Source organism: Bacteroides sp. 1_1_14 (genome assembly GCF_000162515.1).
In the GTDB taxonomy this organism is placed as follows: domain Bacteria; phylum Bacteroidota; class Bacteroidia; order Bacteroidales; family Bacteroidaceae; genus Bacteroides; species Bacteroides thetaiotaomicron.
The window spans coordinates 322,222-344,591 of sequence record NZ_GG774704.1; the positions used below are offsets into that span (position 1 = coordinate 322,222).

The 22,370-nt window shown below is 40.3% G+C and carries 10 protein-coding genes and 3 pseudogenes; 10 read left to right on the top strand and 3 right to left on the bottom strand.

Annotated elements, in window-relative coordinates; genetic code table 11:
• From HMPREF9007_RS16535 to HMPREF9007_RS16490, 10 genes and pseudogenes are all read left to right on the top strand, one after another.
• A pseudogene (locus tag HMPREF9007_RS16535) lies at positions 1–333 on the top strand (group II intron reverse transcriptase/maturase); the annotation flags it as partial.
• Positions 334–454: 121 nt separating this feature from the next.
• A pseudogene (locus HMPREF9007_RS16530) lies at positions 455–1,447 on the top strand (SusC/RagA family TonB-linked outer membrane protein); the annotation flags it as partial.
• 6 nt (positions 1,448–1,453) lie between these two features.
• A complete protein-coding gene (locus tag HMPREF9007_RS16525) occupies positions 1,454–3,250 on the top strand; it encodes a RagB/SusD family nutrient uptake outer membrane protein (RefSeq protein ID WP_008764317.1) in 1,797 nt (598 codons plus the stop codon).
• A 4-nt stretch (positions 3,251–3,254) separates the two neighbouring features.
• Positions 3,255–6,335 carry a TonB-dependent receptor gene (locus HMPREF9007_RS16520; protein ID WP_008760974.1) on the top strand — a complete coding sequence of 1,027 codons (3,081 nt, stop codon included), beginning with the start codon at positions 3,255–3,257 and terminating at the stop codon, positions 6,333–6,335.
• A 152-nt stretch (positions 6,336–6,487) separates the two neighbouring features.
• Positions 6,488–8,476: a sialate O-acetylesterase gene (locus HMPREF9007_RS16515; protein ID WP_008760975.1), complete on the top strand. Its 1,989-nt coding sequence runs from the start codon at positions 6,488–6,490 to the stop codon at positions 8,474–8,476.
• Between the two features lie 37 nt (positions 8,477–8,513).
• Positions 8,514–10,787, top strand: coding sequence for a GH92 family glycosyl hydrolase (locus HMPREF9007_RS16510; protein ID WP_008760976.1), 2,274 nt, complete (start codon positions 8,514–8,516; stop codon positions 10,785–10,787).
• Between the two features lie 118 nt (positions 10,788–10,905).
• Entirely contained in the window at positions 10,906–13,059 is a 2,154-nt protein-coding gene (locus HMPREF9007_RS16505) for a GH92 family glycosyl hydrolase (RefSeq protein WP_008760977.1), read from the top strand.
• A gap of 26 nt (positions 13,060–13,085) precedes the next feature.
• On the top strand, positions 13,086–14,219 hold the full coding sequence (locus HMPREF9007_RS16500) for a glycoside hydrolase family 130 protein (RefSeq protein WP_008760978.1): 1,134 nt from the start codon (positions 13,086–13,088) through the stop codon (positions 14,217–14,219).
• A gap of 6 nt (positions 14,220–14,225) precedes the next feature.
• Entirely contained in the window at positions 14,226–15,764 is a 1,539-nt protein-coding gene (locus HMPREF9007_RS16495; protein ID WP_008760979.1) for a family 43 glycosylhydrolase, read from the top strand.
• A 93-nt stretch (positions 15,765–15,857) separates the two neighbouring features.
• On the top strand, positions 15,858–17,240 hold the full coding sequence (locus HMPREF9007_RS16490) for an SGNH/GDSL hydrolase family protein (RefSeq protein ID WP_008760980.1): 1,383 nt from the start codon (positions 15,858–15,860) through the stop codon (positions 17,238–17,240).
• Between the two features lie 84 nt (positions 17,241–17,324).
• Here HMPREF9007_RS16490 and HMPREF9007_RS16485 read toward each other — a convergent pair whose 3' ends face one another.
• From HMPREF9007_RS16485 to dxs, 3 genes and pseudogenes are all read right to left on the bottom strand, one after another.
• Entirely contained in the window at positions 17,325–18,776 is a 1,452-nt protein-coding gene (locus tag HMPREF9007_RS16485; protein WP_008760981.1) for a TrkH family potassium uptake protein, read from the bottom strand.
• Positions 18,777–18,909: 133 nt separating this feature from the next.
• Positions 18,910–20,248: pseudogene (gene trkA / locus HMPREF9007_RS16480) on the bottom strand (Trk system potassium transporter TrkA).
• Positions 20,249–20,250: 2 nt separating this feature from the next.
• Positions 20,251–22,194 (bottom strand): 1-deoxy-D-xylulose-5-phosphate synthase, encoded by a 1,944-nt coding sequence (dxs, locus tag HMPREF9007_RS16475; protein WP_008760982.1) that lies wholly within the window; start codon positions 22,192–22,194, stop codon positions 20,251–20,253.
• Positions 22,195–22,370: the final 176 nt, after the last annotated feature.

Genomic DNA, 22,370 nt, shown 5'->3' on the forward strand with positions numbered 1-22,370 from the left:
ACCAAGAGCAAGAAAGTGAACTACCTGACCCTTAAAAGGTTGTCGGATATACATTATACCCCGTACAAGCAAATCAAAGGTGAGGCAAACCCTTTCGACCCGGAATACGATGATTATTTCTTTCAGCGAAAGGAGCAACAAATGCTGGAATCTCTCAAGGGACGTAAGTCTCTCTTATATTTATGGAACAAGCAGAACCGGATTTGTCCGTTATGCGGCAAGGAAATAGATTGTACAAAAGCATGGAACGTCAACGAAATATCTGTTGGTGGTTCGATTGTACGGCAACTTGTCCACAACAACTGCTACAAGCGAAATAAACGAAAATGTTGAAAGTATGAGCCGATTTCTAACAACAAATAGAAATATTGAGTTGCTTGAGCCGTATGAGGGGAAACTCTCATGTACGGTTCTTAGGGGAGAAGGGGGCAGCAATGCCCTTGACTTACCCGATGAAAAAGGCAATAAACTGAATATTGGTGTAGATATAGCTTTGTTTAACAACAAATTACAGGTAACTGCTGATTATTTTAATGATAAATATTATGACTTGTTGCAGGCTCGTGGAAAAAGTATCGAACTAATTGGCCAGAATTATCCAGATGAAAATATTGCTAAAGAACGTTGGTATGGAGGCGAATTTTCAATTACCTATCAAGATCACGTTGGCGATTTTAATTATTATGCATCTGCTAACTGGAGTTGTGAGCAAAGTAAAGTGTTATATAAAGATGAACAAAAAGTGCCTTATGAATATCTGCGTACTACAGGTAAACCCAAAGGGGCAATCTTCGGTTTGGTAGCAGAAGGTTTTTTCACTTCTCAAGACGAAATTACAAAGAGTCCTGTAATTGAAGGATTTAACAATATTCAGCCTGGTGATATCAAGTACAAAGATCAGAATAACGATGGAGTTATCAATGACTTTGATAAGGTAATGATTGGTGGCGATAAACCACTCTCTTATTTTGGTATTGATTTAGGTTTCGAATGGCGTGGATTAGAATTCTCAATGTTTTGGCAAGGAGTGTACAATAAAGATGTTTTAATGAGTGATTGGAATTTATTGGAAGGTTTTCAAACTCAAGGACAAGTTTATGGACAGGCATATGAGAATATGCTGGATCGATGGACTCCAGAAACTGCTGCTACTGCAACTTTCCCGAGGTTGAGTGCTGGTGGTAATAAGTATAATCAAGGCAATGGCTGGGGCTCTTCTTTTTGGTTACGTTCCGGTAATTATATTCGGTTGAAAAATGTTAGTTTAGGATATAACTTACCTGATTCATTCTGTCGTAATTATTTGGGTGGAGCACGTGTGAAAGTTTTCGTAAGTGGACAAAACTTATTCACAAAAGCTGCTAATGAACTCGTTGATCCCGAAGTTAGCTTCGGTAACTATCCGCTACAACGTTGCATCAGCACAGGTATTAATGTTAAATTCTAATATACTATGATATCTATGATACGAAATAAATATTTGACGCTAATCGGAGTTGGATTGTTGTTTACAGCTGTATCCTGTACCGATGGGTATGAACCAGAGCCAGTTGAACTGGTATCAATTGATTTTGTATTTTCAAAAACCGATTCTCTTGGTACGAATGCGGTAAAGTTTATGAATAATATTTATGCCACGTTGCAAAACGGGCACAATCGTGTAGGAAGTGATTATTTAGATGCTGCGTCTGATGATGCTATATCTATAAATGTTTCTGACCCGGATGTTTATAAGTTGGCAATGGGACGGTATACTGCGAGTACACGTGTTGAATCGGATATGCGATGGAAAGAGTATTATTCAGGAATCCGTAAGGCAAACATTCTGATTAATCATATTGATGTTGTCCCTTTTATGCTGACTTATAAGAACGCAAAGGGAGAAACCAAACCATTGAATGTTACAATGAAAGCAGAAGCGCGTTTCTTGAGGGCTTATTTCTATTTCGAATTAGTGAAACGCTATGGTGGTGTTCCTTTGATGGGTGATGATGTACATATATTGGGTGATGATATGGAGATCCCAAGAAATACTTTTGAGCAATGTGTACAGTATATTTGTGATGAATTAGATGATATTAAAGATGATTTGCGTACCAATCCAATGCCTGATTTTGAACAATATGCACATACTCCTACTCGTGAGGCTTGTCTAGCTTTAAAGTCTCGAGTACTATTATATGCAGCGAGTCCTTTATTTAATGAACGTCCTATTGAGATTGGTAATGAATTGATAGGCTATGCTTCTTATGATAGAGAGCGTTGGAATGATGCGGCTAAGGCTGCCAAGACATTTATTGATGAGTACGGTCCGAATGGTAATGGGGCATATGGTTTAACACAGTCTACATCTGATGGCGATAATCGGGATTTTCGTGACGTCTTTTTAGGTTTTTATAATAAAACTAATAATCCTGAAGTCATTTTTTATCGTCCGGGGGGGGAAGATAAGTCTATAGAAAGCAATAATGGGCCTTTAGGATTTTCTGGTGACAATTTAGGTAAAGGACGTACGCTTCCAACTCAAAATTTGGTAGACGCTTTCCCTATGAAGGACGGCATGTTTGCTGGACAAGGTAGTAAATATACTCTTAATCAGAGTAATCCATATGAAAACCGTGATCCACGTTTGGATTATACAATACTGCATCATGGGTCATCTTGGTTGAATAATACGCTTGATATTTCAATCGGAGGAGTTAATAATCCATCTAACTCTGCTGAATATTCTAAGACGGGCTATTATATGTGTAAGTTTATGGGTAAATTTGGTGAAGAGTCTCAATATGGGAATAAAATACATCTTTGGGTTATGTTTCGTTATGCAGAGATGTTGTTGAATTATGCAGAGGCAATGAATGAGTACCTTTCTTCTCCTTCTCAGGATGTGTACGATGCTATCATTGCATTACGGGCACGTGCTGGTATTGAATCAGGTAATGATGAATCTCCTTATGGGCTTAAGAAAAATATGACACAGGCAGAGATGCGTGAAGTGATTCAAAACGAACGGCGTATTGAAATGGCATTTGAAGAACAACGATATTGGGATATTCGCAGATGGAGAATTGCTGAAGAGATATTTAAGAATCCTTTGGAAGGTTTGGAGATTAGGGTAAAAGGAAATACTACGAGTTTCAATGAAGTGGATGTCCTAAGTACGACGTTTGATGTGAAACGCTATTTATATCCGATCCCATATAATGAGGTAGTTAAGAATGATAACATGATTCAAAATCCGAAGTGGTAATATTATGAAAAGACTATTATTAATATTAGTATGTATAAGCCTTTTTATCTCGGCGTTCGGTCAATCGTTCGTTTTGAAGGGAATTGTCTCTTCAGCCGATGGTGAGTTGTTGCCGGGGGTAAATGTAAAAATACAAGGTACAACAGTGGGTACAATTACCGATATTGACGGTAATTTCCAATTAAATGTAAACAAAGGTGCTGTATTGGAGTTTTCTTATATCGGTTTTAAGAAACAAAGCATTAAAGTAAATAGTCAGCAAATGCTGAATGTAGAATTGGCTCCTGATCAAACAAATTTGGATGAAGTCGTTGTCGTTGGTTATGGTAAGGCTAAGCGTATAACGTTGACAGGTGCAGTTAGTGGAATACAGGCACGTGAGATTCGTAATGTTCCAACTAGTAGTGTACAGAATGCTTTGACAGGAAAGCTGCCGGGTTTTTTTAGTCAGCAACAGTCTGGTCAACCAGGTAAAGATGCTTCAGACTTCTTTATCCGCGGTGTCAGTTCATTGAATAATGATGGTAATAAACCGTTGATTATGGTGGATGACATGCAGTATACTTATGAACAGTTGTCTCAAATTAATGTCAACGAAATTGAAAGTATATCAATATTGAAGGATGCTTCTACTACGGCCATCTATGGTATCAAAGGTGCTAATGGTGTATTAGTAGTAAAGACTCGTCGTGGGGAGCAAGGTAAACCGAAAATTAATGTACGTTTGGAAACTGGTATGCAAACCCCAGTTCGTACGCCTAAATTTCTGAACGCTTACGAATCTTTACAATTAGTAAAGGAAGCACATACGAATGATGGTACTTTGTCTGATTTCCCGTATACTGAAGACGATATGATCGCTTTCAGAGATCATACTGATCCTTATGGGCATCCTGATGTCAATTGGTATGATGAGATTTTTAAGAAAATGGCATTTCAGGAGAACATAAATGTTGATGTCTCAGGTGGTTCTAAGAAATTGAGATATTTTGTTTCTGCGGGATATTTTACTCAGAATGGCTTGGTAAAAGACTTTGGGGGTAATTCTGGTGATGGTGTGAATCCTAATTATTCCTATCGTCGTTTCAATTATCGCACTAATCTTGATTTTGATGTGACTGATAACTTCAATATGCGTTTGGACGTTTCTTCACGCTTCATGGATATCAATGAACCGTACAATATGAATGTAACAGGTGAGCTTTATGATTTCTCTAAAATGCACCCTTATTCGGCTCCACTTTTGAATCCGGATGGTTCATTTGCTTATTTATATGATACGCAAGATAGAAAACCGACATTGAACGCACGGTTGGCAAATGAAGGATATAAACGTACTAGACGTAATGATAATAATATTTTGTATGGTGCAACATGGAAGATGGACTTCTTAACGCCAGGGCTTGCAGCTGATTTTCAATTGGCATATTCCAGTAGTGATGAAAATTATCGTGCAGTGATGCGTACACGATATCCGACTTATCATTACGATTCTGCAACAGGTTTGTATAATATCAATCCGAATGGAGTCTATGATTATGAGCAGTATTTTGTATATAACAGTACAGATAAAGCTATCAAAGATTTGAATATCAAAGCATCTTTGAAATATGCTCATGTTTTCAATAATGCACATGATGTAAATGTTATGTTTTTGTACAATCGTCAGAGTACAACAAATGAAAAGGATGCAGCTGTTCCCAATAATTTCGAAGGTTATACGATGCAGCTAGGCTATAAATATAAAAATAAATATTTGGTAGATTTGAACATGGCATATAATGGGACCGATCGTTTTGGTAAAGATAACAATTTCGGATTCTTTCCAGCATTGGCTATAGGTTATGCTATCTCTCAAGAAGACTTTTTCAAGAATGTAGATTGGTTGGGAAGGAATGTGCAGTTATTGAAGTTTAGAACTTCCTATGGTCTTGTAGGGTCAGATGTAGCAAGCGGCGATCGTTATCTGTATCGGCAAGTATATAAAACAGGTGATTCTTATACGTTTGGTGAAGGTAACAACTTTGGTGTTAGTGGCATCAAAGAAGGTGATTTAGGAAATTTAAATGTAACGTGGGAGAAAGCGAGAAAGTTTAATGTTGGTGTAGATATGAATTTGTTTGATAAATTCTCCTTGACTTTCGACTGGTTTATAGATAAACGTTATGATCAGCTAGTTACCAGAAATGATATTCCGGACATATTAGGTATCGGCTTGTCTCCTGAAAATGTAGCAGAAACTACCAATAAAGGTTTTGATGGACAGATTGGTTATCAAGACCGTTTTGGTAACTTCAATTTTAATACCAATTTTGTATTTGGTTATGCTAAAAATCGAGTCGATTATAAAGCTGAGGCTCAACAGAAATATGAATGGTTGAGAGAAACGGGTAGACAGATTGGGCAGCCTTTTGGCTATCATTGGATTGGCTATTATACACCGGAAGATATTGAAAAGATTAATTCTGGTGCTGCGGACGCTCCGGCTAAACCTGATATTGCTGTGCAGGCAGGTGACTTAAAGTATGCAGATTTGAATGGTGATGGTACTATCAATGATTTTGATAAACGTGCTATTGGCAAACCGAACTTGCCTACTACAACATTAGGATGGACGATTGGAGGAAGTTGGAAAGGGTTTAGTATCAGTGTTTTATTCCAAGGATCGTTTGATTATAGTTTTGCTATCAATGGAACAGGGATTGAGTCTGGTAAGAGTCAGTTCCAGCCACTTCACCAAAAGCGTTGGACACAGGAACGTTATGAAAATGGAGAAAGTATTGAGTTCCCACGTTTGACAATGCAAGATGGTACAATAAATAGTGCTTCTGCTTATAATTCGGATTTTTGGCTGATTAATGCATGGTATATTCGTTTGAAGACTGTTGACTTGGGCTATCAACTTCCCAAGACAGCATTACCTAAGTTCTTAGACAATGTCCGTTTTTATGTAAATGCTTATAACTTACTGACTTTTACCGGTTATGATAAATATCAGCAAGACCCTGAAATTAAGACCAATACAGCTGGTGATGCTTATATGAATCAGCGTGTTATAAACTTTGGAGTTCAGTTGGGCTTCTAGTAAATAAGTAGGGTTTAGATAACAAGAGAATAATGTTTGCTATAAAAACATTATTCTCTTTTACTTTTTTAAGAAGTTAGTTTAGTGGTTATTGTATATTTGTTCGTCATAAAGTAAATTGAAAAATTGTATACTATAAAAAAGTAGTTAATATGAATAAGAATTTTGTAATCTCTCTATTCTTTCTATTAGGGAGTGCTACACTCTCTGCACAAGTGAAATTGCTTCCGATATTTTCGGATAATATGGTGTTACAGCAACAAACGCAAGCCCCTATATGGGGCGAGTCTAAGCCTAATAAGAAAGTAGAAATTACGACCTCATGGGATCAGAAAAAATATACTATTCAGGCTGATGCACAAGGGAAGTGGAGTACGAAAGTTGCTACCCCAGTAGCGGGTGGCCCTTATAATATTACAATTTCTGATGGTAAAAAGGTGAAGCTTTCTAATGTAATGATTGGTGAAGTTTGGATATGTTCCGGACAATCCAACATGGAAATGCAGGTAGAAGGTTGGGGTAAGGTGAAGAACTATGAACAGGAGAAAGAAGAGGCAAATAATTATCCTAATATTCGTTTCTTATTGGTAGAAAATGCGATGAGTCCTACACCTGTTGAGAATATTACAGTAAAAGAGAATGGTTGGCAAGTGTGTACATCAAAGAGTGTAGCGGACTTTTCTGCAGCAGGTTACTTCTTTGGACGTGATTTGAATAAATACCGTAATGTGCCAATAGGATTGATTGATACATCTTGGGGAGGAACAATTATAGAAACATGGACCAGTAATGAGGCACTATCCACTATACCGAGTATGAAGAAAAGACTCGAAGCATTGGTCGGTTTGCCTGCATCTCAGGAAGGACGCAAGAAAAAGTTTGAAGAAGATGTTGAGACTTGGAAAGCTGAAGTTGAAAGAATTGACAAGGGGTGTGTTAATGGGGAGGCTATATGGGCAGCTCCTGATTTTAACGATGCGGCATGGAAATCTATGAAAGTTCCAGGTTTGATGCAAGAACAAGATTTACCAGGATTTAGTGGGCTTGTTTGGTTTAGGAAAACAATTGATATTCCTGCTGGTTGGGCAGGAAAAGATTTGATCTTGAATTTAGGTGTTATTGATGATAATGATTTTACTTATTTCAATGGTATACAGATAGGACATACAGAAGGATGGATGGCACCTAGAAGCTATAAGATTCCGAAAGAACTTGTGAAGAAGGGAAAAGCGGTGATTGCTGTACGTGTAATGGATACTGGTGGTACTGGTGGTATCAATGGAAGTCCTGAAAGTATTTCACTTCATCTTTCCGATACAGAAGCTATCCAGTTGGCTGGTAATTGGAAATATCAGGTTTCTTTAGATATGAGAGAGGTTGCACCAATGCCTGTTGATATGTCATGGAATCCGAATTCTCCTACTTTCTTATTTAATGCTATGCTTAATCCACTGATTCCCTATGCTATCAAAGGAGCCATTTGGTATCAGGGAGAATCAAATGCGGGAGAGGCTTTTCAGTATCGTGATTTAATGCCGTTGATGATTACTGATTGGAGAAATCGCTGGGGATATGATTTTCCTTTCTATATGGTGCAGTTAGCTAGTTTTACAGCGAAACAAACAGCTCCTGTTGAATCTACTTGGGCGGAATTGAGAGAAGCTCAAACTCGGACTTTACATTTGCAAAATACAGGTATGGCTGTGGCAATTGATATAGGTGAGGAGTTTGATATTCATCCGAAGAACAAGCAAGAAGTGGGTAGACGCTTGGCATTAGCGGCCCGGGCGCAGACTTATGGCGAGAAGATTCCTTATTCCGGTCCGATATATAAATCTTATAAGATTGAAGGAAATAAAATTCGTATCTTCTTTGATCATATTGATGGTGGTCTGAAGACGGCGAATGGCGAAATGCCGAAAGGATTTACCATTGCTGGTGTAGACCATAAATTTCATTGGGCAGATGCTGTGATCGAAGGAAATACAGTTGTTGTTTCCTCATCTGAAGTTACCCTCCCGGTTGCAGTACGTTATGCATGGGCTGATTATCCGATATGCAATATGTATAACGGTGCGGATCTGCCAATGTCTCCTTTCCGTACTGATGATTGGAAAGGTATTACTTATGTCAATAAATAGTAAGTCTTTATTTAATTAATATATTCAATAATAAACCATGAAGAAACTAGTTTATTTAATTATCTTCTTTTTGTATTCGACTGTGATGAATGCTCAGCTAAAAGATCTGGTACAGTATGTGAATACGCTACAAGGTACCGATTCTAATTTTGGTTTGAGCTACGGTAATACTTATCCTACTACAGGTATGCCTTATGGTATGCATATGTGGTCTGCGCAAACAGGTAAAAATGGGGATGGATTTAAGTATATGTATGCTGTTGATAAGATTCGTGCTTTTAGCCAATCACATCAATGTAGTCCTTGGGTGAGTGATTATGCTGTATATTCTTTCATGCCGATGGTAGGGGAGCTGGTTGTAAATCAAGATGCTCGTGCTACCAAGTTTAGTCACAATAATGAGATAGCTAAACCTCATTATTATAAAGTAACATTCGATAATGGCATTACTACTGAAATGGCTCCGACTACCCGTGGTGTACATTTACGTTTTTCCTATCCTACTACGGGAGATGCTTATTTGGTACTTGACGGATATACGGATATGAGTGAAATCAAAATTGATCCGGCTAAGAGACAAATCTCCGGTTGGGTAAATAATCAACGTTTTGTGAACGATTCAAAATCATTCCGTAATTATTTTGTTGTTCAATTTGATAAACCTTTCGAAGATTACGGCGTATGGGAAAACCAAAAGGATGAAGTGTTTCCACAGAAATTAGATGGAGCAGGTAAAGGATATGGTGCATTTATTAAATTTAAAAAAGGCTCGAAGGTTCAGGCTAAAGCAGCTTCCTCATACATAAGTGCAGAGCAGGCTCTGATAACTTTAAATAAAGAACTCGGTAAAGATAAGAATCTGGAAGTAACGAAAGCACGCGGTCAGAAGACTTGGAATGAAGTATTGAATAGAATTGTAGTTGAAGGATGTACGGACGAACAGATGAAGACTTTCTACTCTTGTCTTTTCCGTGCTAATTTATTCTCTCGCAAATTTTATGAACGCAAAGAAAATGGTGAACCATATTATTATAGCCCATATAATGGTAAAATTTATGATGGTTACATGTATACTGATAATGGATTTTGGGATACATTCCGTTCTCAATTCCCTTTGACAAATATTTTGCATCCAACAATGCAGGGACGTTATATGAATGCTCTTTTGGCAGCCCAGGAACAATGCGGCTGGTTGCCTTCATGGTCTTCCCCGGGTGAAACAGGAGGAATGTTAGGAAATCATTCTATTTCATTGCTGGCAGATGCATGGGCAAAAGGAATTCGTGATTTTGATCCTGAAAAAGCACTGAAGGCTTATGCGCATGAAGCAATGAATAAAGGTCCTTGGGGTGGTGCTAACGGACGTGGATTCTGGAAAGAATATTTCCAGTTAGGATATGTTCCTTATCCTGAATCAATGGGTTCTAGTGCACAAACTATGGAATATGCATATGATGATTTCTGCGGATATCAACTTGCTAAAATGGTTGGAAATAAACATTACCAAGAAGTATTTGCCCGTCAGATGTACAACTATAAAAATGTCTTTGATAAGTCTATCGGATTTATGCGTGGAAAGGGTGTTGATGGTAAATGGCAGGAACCATTCGATCCACTGGAATGGGGGGGGCCTTTCTGTGAAGGAAATGCATGGCATTATACATGGTCAGTGTTCCATGATGTACAAGGCTTGATTGACTTGTTTGGAAGTGATGAAAAGTTTACTACTAAAATAGATTCTGTATTTACTATTCCTAACATAATTAAACCGGGCACTTATGGTGGAGTTATTCATGAAATGAAAGAAATGGAGTTGGCTAATATGGGACAATATGCACACGGAAATCAACCGATTCAACACATGCCTTATTTGTATTGCTATGCAGGTCAGCCGTGGAAAACTCAATATTGGGTACGTCAGATTGTTGAGAGATTATATAATTCAACAGAAAAAGGTTATCCGGGTGATGAAGACCAAGGCGGTATGTCTTCATGGTATATTCTGAGCTCATTGGGTATATATGCTGTTTGCCCGGGTACAGATGAATATGTGATTGGCAGCCCATTATTTAAGAAGGCTACCATAACTATGGAAAATGGCAATAAGTTTGTGATTGAAGCACCAGAAAATAGTAAAGAAAATTTATATATACAATCAGCTACTTTGAATGGCAGACTTTTAGATAAAAACTATATCCATTATGATGATATAGCAGAAGGAGGAGTCTTGAAATTTGAAATGGGAAGCCAGCCTAATAAAGAAAGATGTACTTCGAAGTATGCTGCGCCTTTCTCTTTGTCTAAAGAATAAAGAATCAAAGAATAAAGTTCAATAATACGATCGATTTTATCCGAATAGCGAAACAGGGTACTATTAGTGGTATTCCTGTTTCTTATTCGAAATAGACTCTACTAAAAGAACATCCGGAATGAAACATAAATTCTTATTTATTTTATTATTCTCTCTTGTTTTAGAAGGAATGGTTACAACACAAGCTGTGGCTGGTGACTATGTCCATCAAGTCAATACGTTGATTGGAACAAAAGGTACCGGACTGACTTCCGGATATCTTTATCCGGGAGCAACTTATCCTTATGGGATGGTACAATTTACTCCATCTTATTTTTCCAAAAGGTCGGGATTCGTTATCAATCAGTTGAGTGGTGGTGGTTGTGAACATATGGGAAATTTTCCCACTTTCCCTGTGAAGGGAAAACTGAAAATGTCACCTGATAACATCCTCAACTATCGTATAAATGTATCTGAAGAAAAAGGACATGCCGGTTATTATGAGGCTATGGTGCAAGAGGATATCAAGGCAAAACTGACAGTGACCGAGCGAACGGGGATGGCTAGTTATGAATATCCGGCAGATCAACAGTATGGTACAATAATCATTGGTGGAGGTATTTCTGCAACTCCTATTGAACAAGCAGCAATTGTTATTACTGCCCCGAATAAGTGTGAAGGTTATGCAGAAGGAGGAAATTTCTGTGGGCTCCGTACTCCGTATAAAGTCTATTTTGTAGCAGAGTTTGATACTGATGCTTTTGAAACCGGTACATGGAAGAGAGAAGAATTGATGCCAAATACAACTTTTGCAGAAGGTGAGTATTCTGGTGTATACTTTACTTTTGATGTAAACAAAAAGAAGAATATTCAATATAAGATTGGAGTTTCTTATGTTTCAGTAGAAAATGCACGTGAAAATTTGAAAGCCGAAAATGCAGAATGGGATTTCCAAAAGATACAGAATCAGGCGGAGGCAAAATGGAATCATTATTTGGGTATGATTGAAGTGGAGGGCACCAATCCCGATCGTACGACCCAATTCTATACACATTTATATCGTTCTTTCATTCACCCGAATGTTTGTAGCGATGTGAATGGGGAATATATGGGAGCGGATTTCAGAGTGCATAAGTCACGTTCTAAACACTATACTTCTTTTAGTAATTGGGATACGTATCGTACACAAATTCAATTATTATCCATGCTTGATCCGGAGGTAGCTTCCGATATTGTTATTTCCCATCAATTGTTTGCAGAACAGTCCGGTGGCTCTTTTCCTCGTTGGGTGATGGCTAATATTGAAACAGGGGTAATGCAGGGAGATCCGACTCCTATTCTGATTGCTAATGCCTATGCTTTCGGAGCTCGTAATTATGATCCGAAACCTATCTTTAAGATTATGAGAAAAGGAGCGGAGGAACCGGGTTCTAAGTCGCAAGATGTGGAGACTCGCCCGGGATTGAAGCAATATTTGGATAAGGGTTATTATAATGCATCTATTCAATTGGAGTATACCTCAGCAGATTTTGCTATCGGACAGTTTGCATTGCATGCAGTGGGAGATGAATTTGCCAGTTGGCGTTATTTTCATTTTGCCCGTTCATGGAAGAATTTGTATAATTCGGACACAGGTTGGCTACAATCACGTAATCCGGACGGATCGTGGAAATCTCTTGGTGAAGACTTTCGTGAATCTACTTATAAGAATTATTTTTGGATGGTGCCTTATGATATTGCCGGTCTGGTAGAAATAATAGGTGGTAAGGAAAAAGCCGAGAAACGGTTGGATGAATTCTTTACGCGCCTGGATGCCGGATATAACGATGCATGGTTTGCTTCCGGTAATGAGCCGAGTTTTCACATACCTTGGATATATAATTGGATTGGTCGTCCATACAAAACACAGGAAATCATTAATCGTGTGTTGAATGAGCAATATTCAAGTAAGATAGACGGTCTCCCGGGAAATGACGATTTGGGCACAATGGGGGCTTGGTATGTGTTTGCTTGTATCGGGCTTTATCCGGAAATCCCGGGTGTGGGGGGATTTACGGTAAATACTCCAATCTTTTCATCTGTCAAGGTACATTTGAAAAAAGGTGATATTGTGATAAAGGGAGGTTCAGAAAAGGACATCTATATCAAATCCATGAAACTAAACGGAAAATCATATGAAAATACATGGATAGACTGGGACCAGCTCAACAGCGGAGCTACTATCGAATACAGTACTTCGGGTAAACCGGACATGAAGTGGGGAGCAAAGGTCGTTCCACCATCTTTTCCTTAATTAATGAATTATTATAAAGAACAATCATGAAAAGAAAATTTCAACATATAGCTTATTTACTGATGGTTGCAGCAGTGATTACTTCCTGTGGAGAGAAGAAGCAAACATCCGAATTCCCCGATTGGGCATGGGCGGATTTTCAACGTCCGGAAGGTATTAACCCAATTGTCTCTCCTGATACCACTACTGTTTTTTATTGCCCAATGAGGCAGGATTCGGTAGCATGGGAATCTAGTGATACTTTTAATCCGGCTGCTACAATTTATGATGGTAAAGTGGTTGTGCTTTACCGGGCAGAAGATAATTCGGCGGTAGGAATTGGTTCACGCACTTCTCGCTTAGGGTATGCTTATTCTGATGATGGTTTGCATTTTAACCGGATGACTGTTCCTGTATTTTATCCGGCAGATGATAACCAGAAAGAATTGGAATGGCCAGGGGGATGTGAAGATCCGCGAGTTGCTGTGACAGATGATGGCCTTTATGTAATGCTTTATACACAATGGAATCGTAAGCAGGCCCGTCTTGCCGTAGCTACTTCTCGTGATCTTCAGATATGGGAAAAATATGGTCCGGCTTTTGCAAAAGCATATGGCGGACGTTTTTTTGATGAATTTTCCAAATCTGCTTCTATTGTCACAAAATTGGTAGATGGCAAACAAGTGATTGCTAAAATTGATGGAAAATATTGGATGTATTGGGGAGAAAAGTTTGTGAACGTAGCTACTTCCACGGATTTGATTAATTGGGAACCGATGCTTGATGAAAAAGGAGACTTTCTGAAAGTAATTACTCCTCGTAAAGGTAAATTTGATAGTGACTTGACAGAGTGTGGTCCACCTGCAATCATGACTGATAAAGGTATTTTATTACTTTATAATGGTAAGAATAAGTCAGGTGCAGAGGGTGATACATTGTATACTGCTAATTCTTATTGTGCCGGGCAAGCATTATTCGATGCTAAAGATCCGACTAAATTGATTGACCGATTGGATAAACCATTCTATATTCCGGAATCAGATTTTGAGAAGAGCGGACAATATCCCGCGGGAACAGTATTTATAGAAGGTTTAGTATTCCATAATCAGAAATGGTACTTATATTATGGTTGTGCAGATTCACGTGTAGCAGTTGCTATGTATGATCCTTTTAAGAAATAAAATGCAATGAAAAAGATAGGACTCTTTTTGTTTGGTATTTGTTTTGCATTGCAAATGGTGGCACAAGAACAAAACTACTTCACAAATCCTGTTATTCGGGGAGATGTACCCGATCCTTCTGTCATTCGGATTGAAGATACATATTATGCTACGGGTACCTCTTCGGAATGGGCGCCTTTTTATCCAATGTTTACCTCGAAGGATCTGGTAAACTGGAAACAGGTAGGGCATGTTTTTACCAAGCAACCGTCCTGGACTTCTAATTCATTTTGGGCACCAGAATTGTTTTATCATAATAATAAAGTTTACTGTTATTATACTGCCCGCCAAAAAAGTACCGGGATATCATATATCGGAGTAGCTACGTCTGATTCTCCTTTACATGAATTTACCGATCATGGTCCGATTGTAGAGTATGGAAAGGAAGCTATCGATGCATTTATTTATGATGATAACGGGCAGTTGTATATCAGTTGGAAAGCTTATGGTTTGGATACGCGTCCGATAGAATTGTTAGGATGTAAACTGTCCGCTGATGGTTTGCATTTGGATGGTGAACCTTTTACTCTTTTAGTAGATGAAAAGGGAATCGGTATGGAAGGACAGTACCATTTTAAAGAAGGCGACTACTATTATATAGTATACGCTGCTCATGGATGTTGTGGTCCTTCTAGTGACTATGATGTGTATGTAGCACGTGCAAGGAATTATGGTGGACCTTATGAAAAATATTCTGGAAACCCCATTCTTCATGGCGGAGAAGGAGATTATAAATCATGTGGTCATGGTACTGTGGTGAGAACATCTGATGGTCGTATGTTTTATATGTGTCACGCTTATTTGAAGGGAGATGGTTTCTTTATCGGGCGTCAACCGATTTTGCAAGAAATGGAAATGACGGATAATCATTGGGTGCGTTTCAAGACTGGGAATTTGGCTATAGCTGAACAGCCTATACCTTTTGTCGGTACAAAGCAAGAGTCTCTTTCGGATTTTGAAGATAATTTTAAGGGGAATCAATTGAAAGTTGATTGGACGTGGAATTATCCTTATTCAGATATACACGCTGTGCTAAAGAAAGGAAAGTTATTTTTATCCGGTACTCCAAAGAATAACAATAAATATGGTACAGCATTATGTTTACGTCCTCAATCTCCACAGTATAGCTGTGAGACGAAAGTAATGAACACAGGCAAAGGACTGAAAGGATTGACCTTGTATGGCGATGATAAAAACCTGATTGCTTGGGGAATTGAAGGAGATAAACTTATTTTGAAAGTGGTGAAAGACGATATTGAGTCAGTACTTTATGATTCAGCTTTTGCAAGTAAAGAGATATATTTGAAATTGGAAGTTGAACAGGGGTGTATATTCCACTTTTATAAAAGTCTGGATGGAAAAACATGGCAATCTGTGCAGAATACCCCTTTCAAGGGTAAATCCTTGATTCGTTGGGATAGAGTGCAGCGTCCGGGATTACTACATTATGGAGATAAGGATGTACCGGCAGAGTTTTCTTATTTTAAAATGAAGAATTTAAAATAAAAAGAAAGTAGATGGTGATAAAATTTTTAGTTTATACTATTAAATTATCCCTCATAGTAGATTAACAGTATTTGTAAAATATAGATTGATAACATGAAAAAGTTTTTAGTATTAGTTGCAGCAGTTTGCATGGCATATACTACTGCGTTTGCTCAGACCGTGAAACCTTTTAAGGAAGGTGATAGAGCTGTGTTTTTAGGAAATAGTATTACGGATGGTGGTCGTTACCATTCATTTATCTGGTTGTATTACATGACCCGCTTCCCGAATATGCCTATTCGTGTATTCAATGGAGGTATTGGTGGTGATACAGCGTATGATATGAATAAACGTTTGGATGGTGACATTTTTAGCAAAAATCCTACTGTATTGATGGTGACTTTCGGTATGAATGATTCCGGTTATTATGAATATAATGGTGATAATGCGAAAGAATTTGGTGAACAGAAGTATCAGGAAAGCATCAAGAACTTCCAGCAGATGGAAAAACGTTTCAAGGAATTGCCACATACTCGTATCGTAATGACGGGAACTTCTCCTTATGATGAAACTGCGCAAATAAAGGATAATACGGTCTTTAAGAAAAAAAATGAGACTATTAAGAGAATTATAGAATATCAAAGAGAATCTGCTGCAAGAAATGGTTGGGAATTTACAGATTGGAATGCGCCTATGGTAGCTATAAATCAGGAACTTCAACAAAAAGATCCTAGTTTTACTCTTTGTGGTAACGATCGTATCCATCCGGACAATGACGGTCATATGGTGATGGCTTATCTTTTCTTGAAAGCACAAGGTTTTGCTGGTAAAGATGTGGCCAACATGGAAATCAATGCAAATAAGAAGCAAGCAGTGAAGGCAGAAGGTTGTACCATCTCAAATATTAAGAAAATAGGTAAAGATATTAGTTTTGATTATCTGGCAGAGGCGTTACCATATCCTTTGGATACTATTGCACGAGGCTGGGGTTCTAAGAAGAGTCAGGCAGAAGTTATAAAAGAAGTTCCTTTTATGGAAGAGATGAATACTGAATTGCTGAAAGTTACCGGTTTGAAGGGGCAATATAAACTGTTGATTGACGATCAGGAAATAGGAACCTGGGATGCTGCTGATTTGGCAAAGGGTATAAATTTAGCTGCAGAATCTAAAACTCCACAATACCAGCAGGCATTAACTATCATGCACCTCAATGAGTATCGTTGGGAACTTGAAAGAACATTTAGAGAATATGCGTGGTGCCAGTTTGGTTTCTTTCAACAAAAAGGCTTATTGTTTGCTAATGACAGAAAGGCTATTGAAGTGATGGATGAAAATGTAGAGAAGAACATGTGGTTGAAAGGACGTCGGGATCTTTATTCAAAGATGATGTTTAAAGAAATTCGCGACGCACGTGAACAAGAGATGGATGTTCTGATTTCCAAGATCTACGAAATCAACAAGCCAGTAGTAAGAAAGATTGTTCTGAGAAAAATATAATATTTCTTTAGATAAGAAAGGTTTGAATTGGTGTATGGTGGTGCCGGCTAATAGTCGGCACCTTTTTTATGTATGATATTTGATTTAATTTCTTTTCCAGAAATCGGAACTGAACAGCAGCAATACTGTAAACAACTCTAGACGTCCGAGAAGCATCAAAAAGGAGAGCAACCATTTGGCTGCATCAGGCAATTCACTCCACGAGAAGGCAGGGCCACACGTGCCGAGTCCCGGTCCCATGTTTCCTATACTTGATATGACCGTTCCGATAGATTCGAGAAATCCCACTCCGAAGCCCATCATGACAAGAATGCTGATAATGGCGATGATTGCATACAAAAATGTAAATGCCAGTACGGTAGACTGGATAGAGGGGGAGATCACCTGTTTATTCACCCGTACGGGCAATACTGCATTGGGATGCAGAATATGTTTAAATTCATTTTTGGCAACTTTGAAGAGGATAACCATGCGGATACATTTGATACCACCTGTCGTACTGCCTGCGCAAGCACCCATTATCATTACGATAAGAAGACAGCCCCAGAGAATGGAAGGCCAGAGCATATAGTCGGCAGTGGCAAAACCGGTTGAAGTCTGTAGGGAGATTACTTGGAACAGAGATTTCCGGAATGCTTCTTCTGCTCCCATCGAACTGGTCTGATAAAGCCAGGCTGCTATGAAAACCGTGAAAAAGGCAACAGACATAAAATAAAACTTCAGCTCGGCATCATGGATAAACTTCTTTATTTTCCCATTGAACATCAGCAATAATAGCGTGAAGTTGACTCCCGAGAGGAACATGAAAACAGATATTACATAGTCTATGTAAGGCGAGTGGTAATATTCGATACTTGTCTGCTTGGTGGAGAACCCACCTGTACTGGTCGTGGTGAAAGCGTGGCAGATACTGTCGAAAAGTCCCATGCCCCCGAATACCAGTAATATAATCAATGTCCCCGTCATACCGGCATAGATGCCCCAGATCCATTTGGCGGTAACACCAATACGGGGATGTACTTTGTCATGAGTCGGCCCGCTGGCTTCGGCGGCAAATACCTGAATACCTCCCATACCGAAAATCGGAAGAACGGCAATCGTAAAGAATACAATTCCCAGACCACCGATCCACTGAGTCATTGCCCGCCAGAAAAGGATTCCGTGAGGCATCGATTCTATATTATTCATGATGGTGGCACCGGTACTGCTGAAGCCGGACATTGTCTCGAAGAAGGCATCGGTGACACTTGGAATATACCCGCCTATATAATAGGGCAACATTCCAAAAAAGGAGAAAGCAATCCAGGCTACACTGACAATCACATATCCATCGCGGCGGTTGAGTGACTTTTCGGCCCCTCTTCCAATAGCAAGCATAATCACACCTACAAAGGCCGTGATAGCTGATGAAAGCAGAAAACTGTTTAAATCATCTTCCTTGTAAAATAGTGAAACACCACCGCAACACATTAACATAGCCGTTTCTATCAGTAACAGAAACCCCATGATGCGATATATCATCCTCGAATTAATCATTTTTTAAGTAATAGGTATTAAGTAATAGGTATTAAGTAATAAGTAATAGGTATTAAGTATTATGCGCCAAGTATCAGATATAATGTCAAGTACAAGCAGCTACGGTTATTACTTATTACCTAATACCTATTACTTAATTAAAGAACTTCTCAATCTTCTTGATCATCATACTCAGGCAGAATACAACGACATGGTCTCCAGGACGAATCAGCGTATCTCCGGTTACGAGCACTCCTTCGCCATTGCGGATCATACCTCCGATGGTTGTTCCTTTGGGCAATCCCAGATCCTTGATTAAATTTTTGTAATCTTTGCTCCGGCGGGTACGGTAAATTCAGCCACATCGGCGTTGGCAAACGTCAGGCATTTGACATTGGATACATCGGCATCCAGCATCATCTGATAAATGTGGCTGGCGGCAATCATTTTCTTATTGATGACCGTGCCGATATCAAGACTTTCCGCCATGCCGATATAGTCGATATTCTCTACTTCCGCCACCGTCTTTTCCACTCCCATACGTTTGGCGGCGAGACAGGCGAGGATGTTCGTTTCCGAATTGTCCGTCAAGGCGACAAATGCTTCGGTATTCTTTAAACCTTCTTCGATGAGCAGGTCCATATCACGACCATCGCCGTTGATGATCATGGTTTTGTCGTCCAATAATTCAGTCAGCCGGTTGCAACGGTTGATGTCGTTATCTACAATTTTTACCTGCATATAATCCGGCACGTACTGAGCGGTACGGACGGCGATACGGCTTCCGCCCATGATCATGACGTTGCGTACATCGGCATAATCCTCCTTGCCGGCTATTTTCCGGATATAAGGAATATATTTGCGTGTAGTGGTGAAATAAACAATATCGTGCAGTTTGATAACATCGTCTCCGCGCGGAATGATGGTTTCCGTTCCGCGTTTGATGGCTACCACGTGGTAAGGGATGTCCGGTGCACCCAGTTGATGGAGGGGAATATTCAGTATTTCCGCTTTTTCGCGCATCTTGGTACCGATCAGTATCAAGGCGCCTCCGCAGAATTCCCACCATTGACGTACCCAGCTCATACGCATGGAAGATACGATTTCTTTGGCAGCAAGCATTTCCGGATAGATCAATGAGTCTACACCCAGTTTCCGGAAGAATTCCTTGTTTTTGGGCAGAAGATATTCGTAGTTGTCGATGCGGGCGACAGTCTTTTTGGCACCCAGATTGGTGGCTAGCATACAGGCAGTCATATTCCGGCTTTCGTCGGGGGTGACTGCGATGAACAAGTCCGCTTCTTTCACGCCTACCTCTTTCAGTCCCGAGATGGAAGAAGGAGAAGCCGTGACAGTCAACAAATCGAAGTTGGCGCTGAGGGCACTTAGTTTTCTTCGTCATCGTCCATCAGGATAATGTCCTGTTTTTCCCGGGACAATAATTTAGCCAGGTGGGTGCCTACGTTTCCGGCACCTGCGATAATTATCTTCATCTTCAGTTAGTTAATTCTTTTATTTTGCTCATGTCGGGCAGAAGTTCACATTGCTTCAGCAATTCTTTTGTCAGGCTGTCTTCATCCATTCCGCAGAGCTGATATAACTCGGCTACCGTGCCGTGTTGCACGAATTTATCCGGAATTCCGATGCGTTTGACTGTCGGGGTATATTCATGGTCGGCCATGAATTCAAGTACGGCACTTCCCATTCCTCCCTGAATCGTTCCGTCTTCTATGGTGACGATGTGGCGGAATGTGCGGCCCACTTCGTGCAGCAGTTCTTCGTCCAGCGGTTTGAGGAATCTCAGATCATAGTGGGCGATGCTTCTTCCCGATTCGGACTCGGCACGGGCGATGGCACTCCTTGCTTTATTTCCGATAGGTCCTATGCTGATGACAGCTATATCTTTTCCGTCCTTCAATTTCCGTCCTTTGCCTACAGGAATTTCTTCAAGCGGGCATTTCCAGTCCACCAATACGCCACGGCCACGCGGATAGCGGAGTACGAACGGACCTTTATCCGGCAGTTGTGCCGTGTACATCAGTCGTCGCAGCTCATGCTCATTCATAGGGGAGGCGATGGTCAGATTAGGTATCGGACGCAGATAAGCCATGTCGAACGCACCGTGGTGTGTCGGACCGTCTTCGCCTACCAGTCCGGCACGGTCGAGACAGAGAACTACGGGAAGATTCTGAATAGCCACATCATGGATCATATTGTCATAAGCCCGTTGCATGAACGATGAATAGATGTTGCAGAAAGGCTGCAAGCCATCCTTTGCCATTCCTCCGGAGAAGGTGACGGCGTGGCCTTCGGCAATACCTACGTCGAAAGCCCGCTTGGGCATTTTGGACATGAGGATGTTCATCGAACAGCCGGAAGGCATGGCGGGAGTTACACCTACGATCCTTGGATTGGCTTCCGCCAGTTCCACCAGTGTATTTCCGAAAACGTCTTGGAACAGGGGAGGCATTCCTTCCGTATTGGCTACGAAACGCTCTCCGGTGACGGGATCGAACTTGCCGGGAGCGTGCCATTCGGTGGCGTGTTTCTCGGCAGGGGCGAAGCCTTTTCCTTTGATCGTGTGGAGATGCAGTATTTTGGGACCTTTGAGGTCTTTAATGTCACGCAATACCCTCGAAAGGTTCTTTATGTCATGGCCATCGATAGGACCGAAGTAGCGGATGTTCATTCCTTCGAATATATTCTGTTGCTGGGCGGCCATTGACTTCAGACTGTTGCCGAAGCGGATCAGTGCCTTGCGACGTTCATCGTTCAGGATGCCGAGCTTGAACAACAGGCGGGAAGCCTTGAAACGCAGTTGGTTGTAGCGGTTCGAGGTTGTCAGGTTGAACAGGTATTGTTTCATACCGCCGACACTGCGGTCGATAGCCATGTCGTTATCATTCAGGATAATAAGCAGGTTGTTCGGGGTGGTAGAAGAATTGTTCAATCCTTCAAAAGCCAGTCCTCCGCTCATCGAACCGTCTCCGATGATGGCTATTACATGACGTTGGTCGTCTCCCTTCTTGGCGGCGGCGACAGCCATGCCGAGGGCTGCGGAGATCGAATTGGAAGCGTGTCCGCAGGTAAATGTATCGTATTCGCTTTCTTCGGGAGAAGGGAAGGGGCGAATACCTCCCAGTTTCCGGTTGGTGGAGAATGCTTCACGCCGTCCTGTGAGGATTTTGTGGCCGTATGCCTGATGTCCCACGTCCCATACAATACGGTCATAAGGTGTATTGTAGACGTAGTGCAGGGCTACGGTCAGTTCCACTGTTCCGAGGCTGGCAGCGAAGTGCCCCGGATTGCAGGAGAGTTCTTTAATAATGTCTTGCCTTAATTCATCGCATACTTCCGGCAGTTGGTCTACTTCCAGACGGCGCAGATCATCGGGGCTGTTGATTGAGTTTAGCAAGTTATATATCGGTTCATTCTTCATGATTCGAGAAAATTTGGTGCAAAAATACGAAAAAGAAAGCGGAAGCCCTTTCTTTTTATCTAAATTCTTATTGTTAAAGCGAAGTACGCGGGTGGAATGCCATTCGGTCGTTGGTATATTGAAGTATGTGCCGTCGGGTTCCCGGAAGAACTGTAACTTTCTTTATATTATATGAA

Excerpts from the sequence above, each read along its gene's own strand:
- HMPREF9007_RS16525 (WP_008764317.1), top strand. The coding sequence starts at position 1,454 with ATGATATCTATGATACGAAATAAATATTTGACGCTAATCGGAGTTGGA.
- HMPREF9007_RS16520 (WP_008760974.1), top strand. The coding sequence starts at position 3,255 with ATGAAAAGACTATTATTAATATTAGTATGTATAAGCCTTTTTATCTCG.
- HMPREF9007_RS16515 (WP_008760975.1), top strand. The coding sequence starts at position 6,488 with ATGAATAAGAATTTTGTAATCTCTCTATTCTTTCTATTAGGGAGTGCT.
- HMPREF9007_RS16510 (WP_008760976.1), top strand. The coding sequence starts at position 8,514 with ATGAAGAAACTAGTTTATTTAATTATCTTCTTTTTGTATTCGACTGTG.
- HMPREF9007_RS16505 (WP_008760977.1), top strand. The coding sequence starts at position 10,906 with ATGAAACATAAATTCTTATTTATTTTATTATTCTCTCTTGTTTTAGAA.
- HMPREF9007_RS16500 (WP_008760978.1), top strand. The coding sequence starts at position 13,086 with ATGAAAAGAAAATTTCAACATATAGCTTATTTACTGATGGTTGCAGCA.
- HMPREF9007_RS16495 (WP_008760979.1), top strand. The coding sequence starts at position 14,226 with ATGAAAAAGATAGGACTCTTTTTGTTTGGTATTTGTTTTGCATTGCAA.
- HMPREF9007_RS16490 (WP_008760980.1), top strand. The coding sequence starts at position 15,858 with ATGAAAAAGTTTTTAGTATTAGTTGCAGCAGTTTGCATGGCATATACT.
- HMPREF9007_RS16485 (WP_008760981.1), bottom strand. The coding sequence starts at position 18,776 with ATGATTAATTCGAGGATGATATATCGCATCATGGGGTTTCTGTTACTG.
- dxs (WP_008760982.1), bottom strand. The coding sequence starts at position 22,194 with ATGAAGAATGAACCGATATATAACTTGCTAAACTCAATCAACAGCCCC.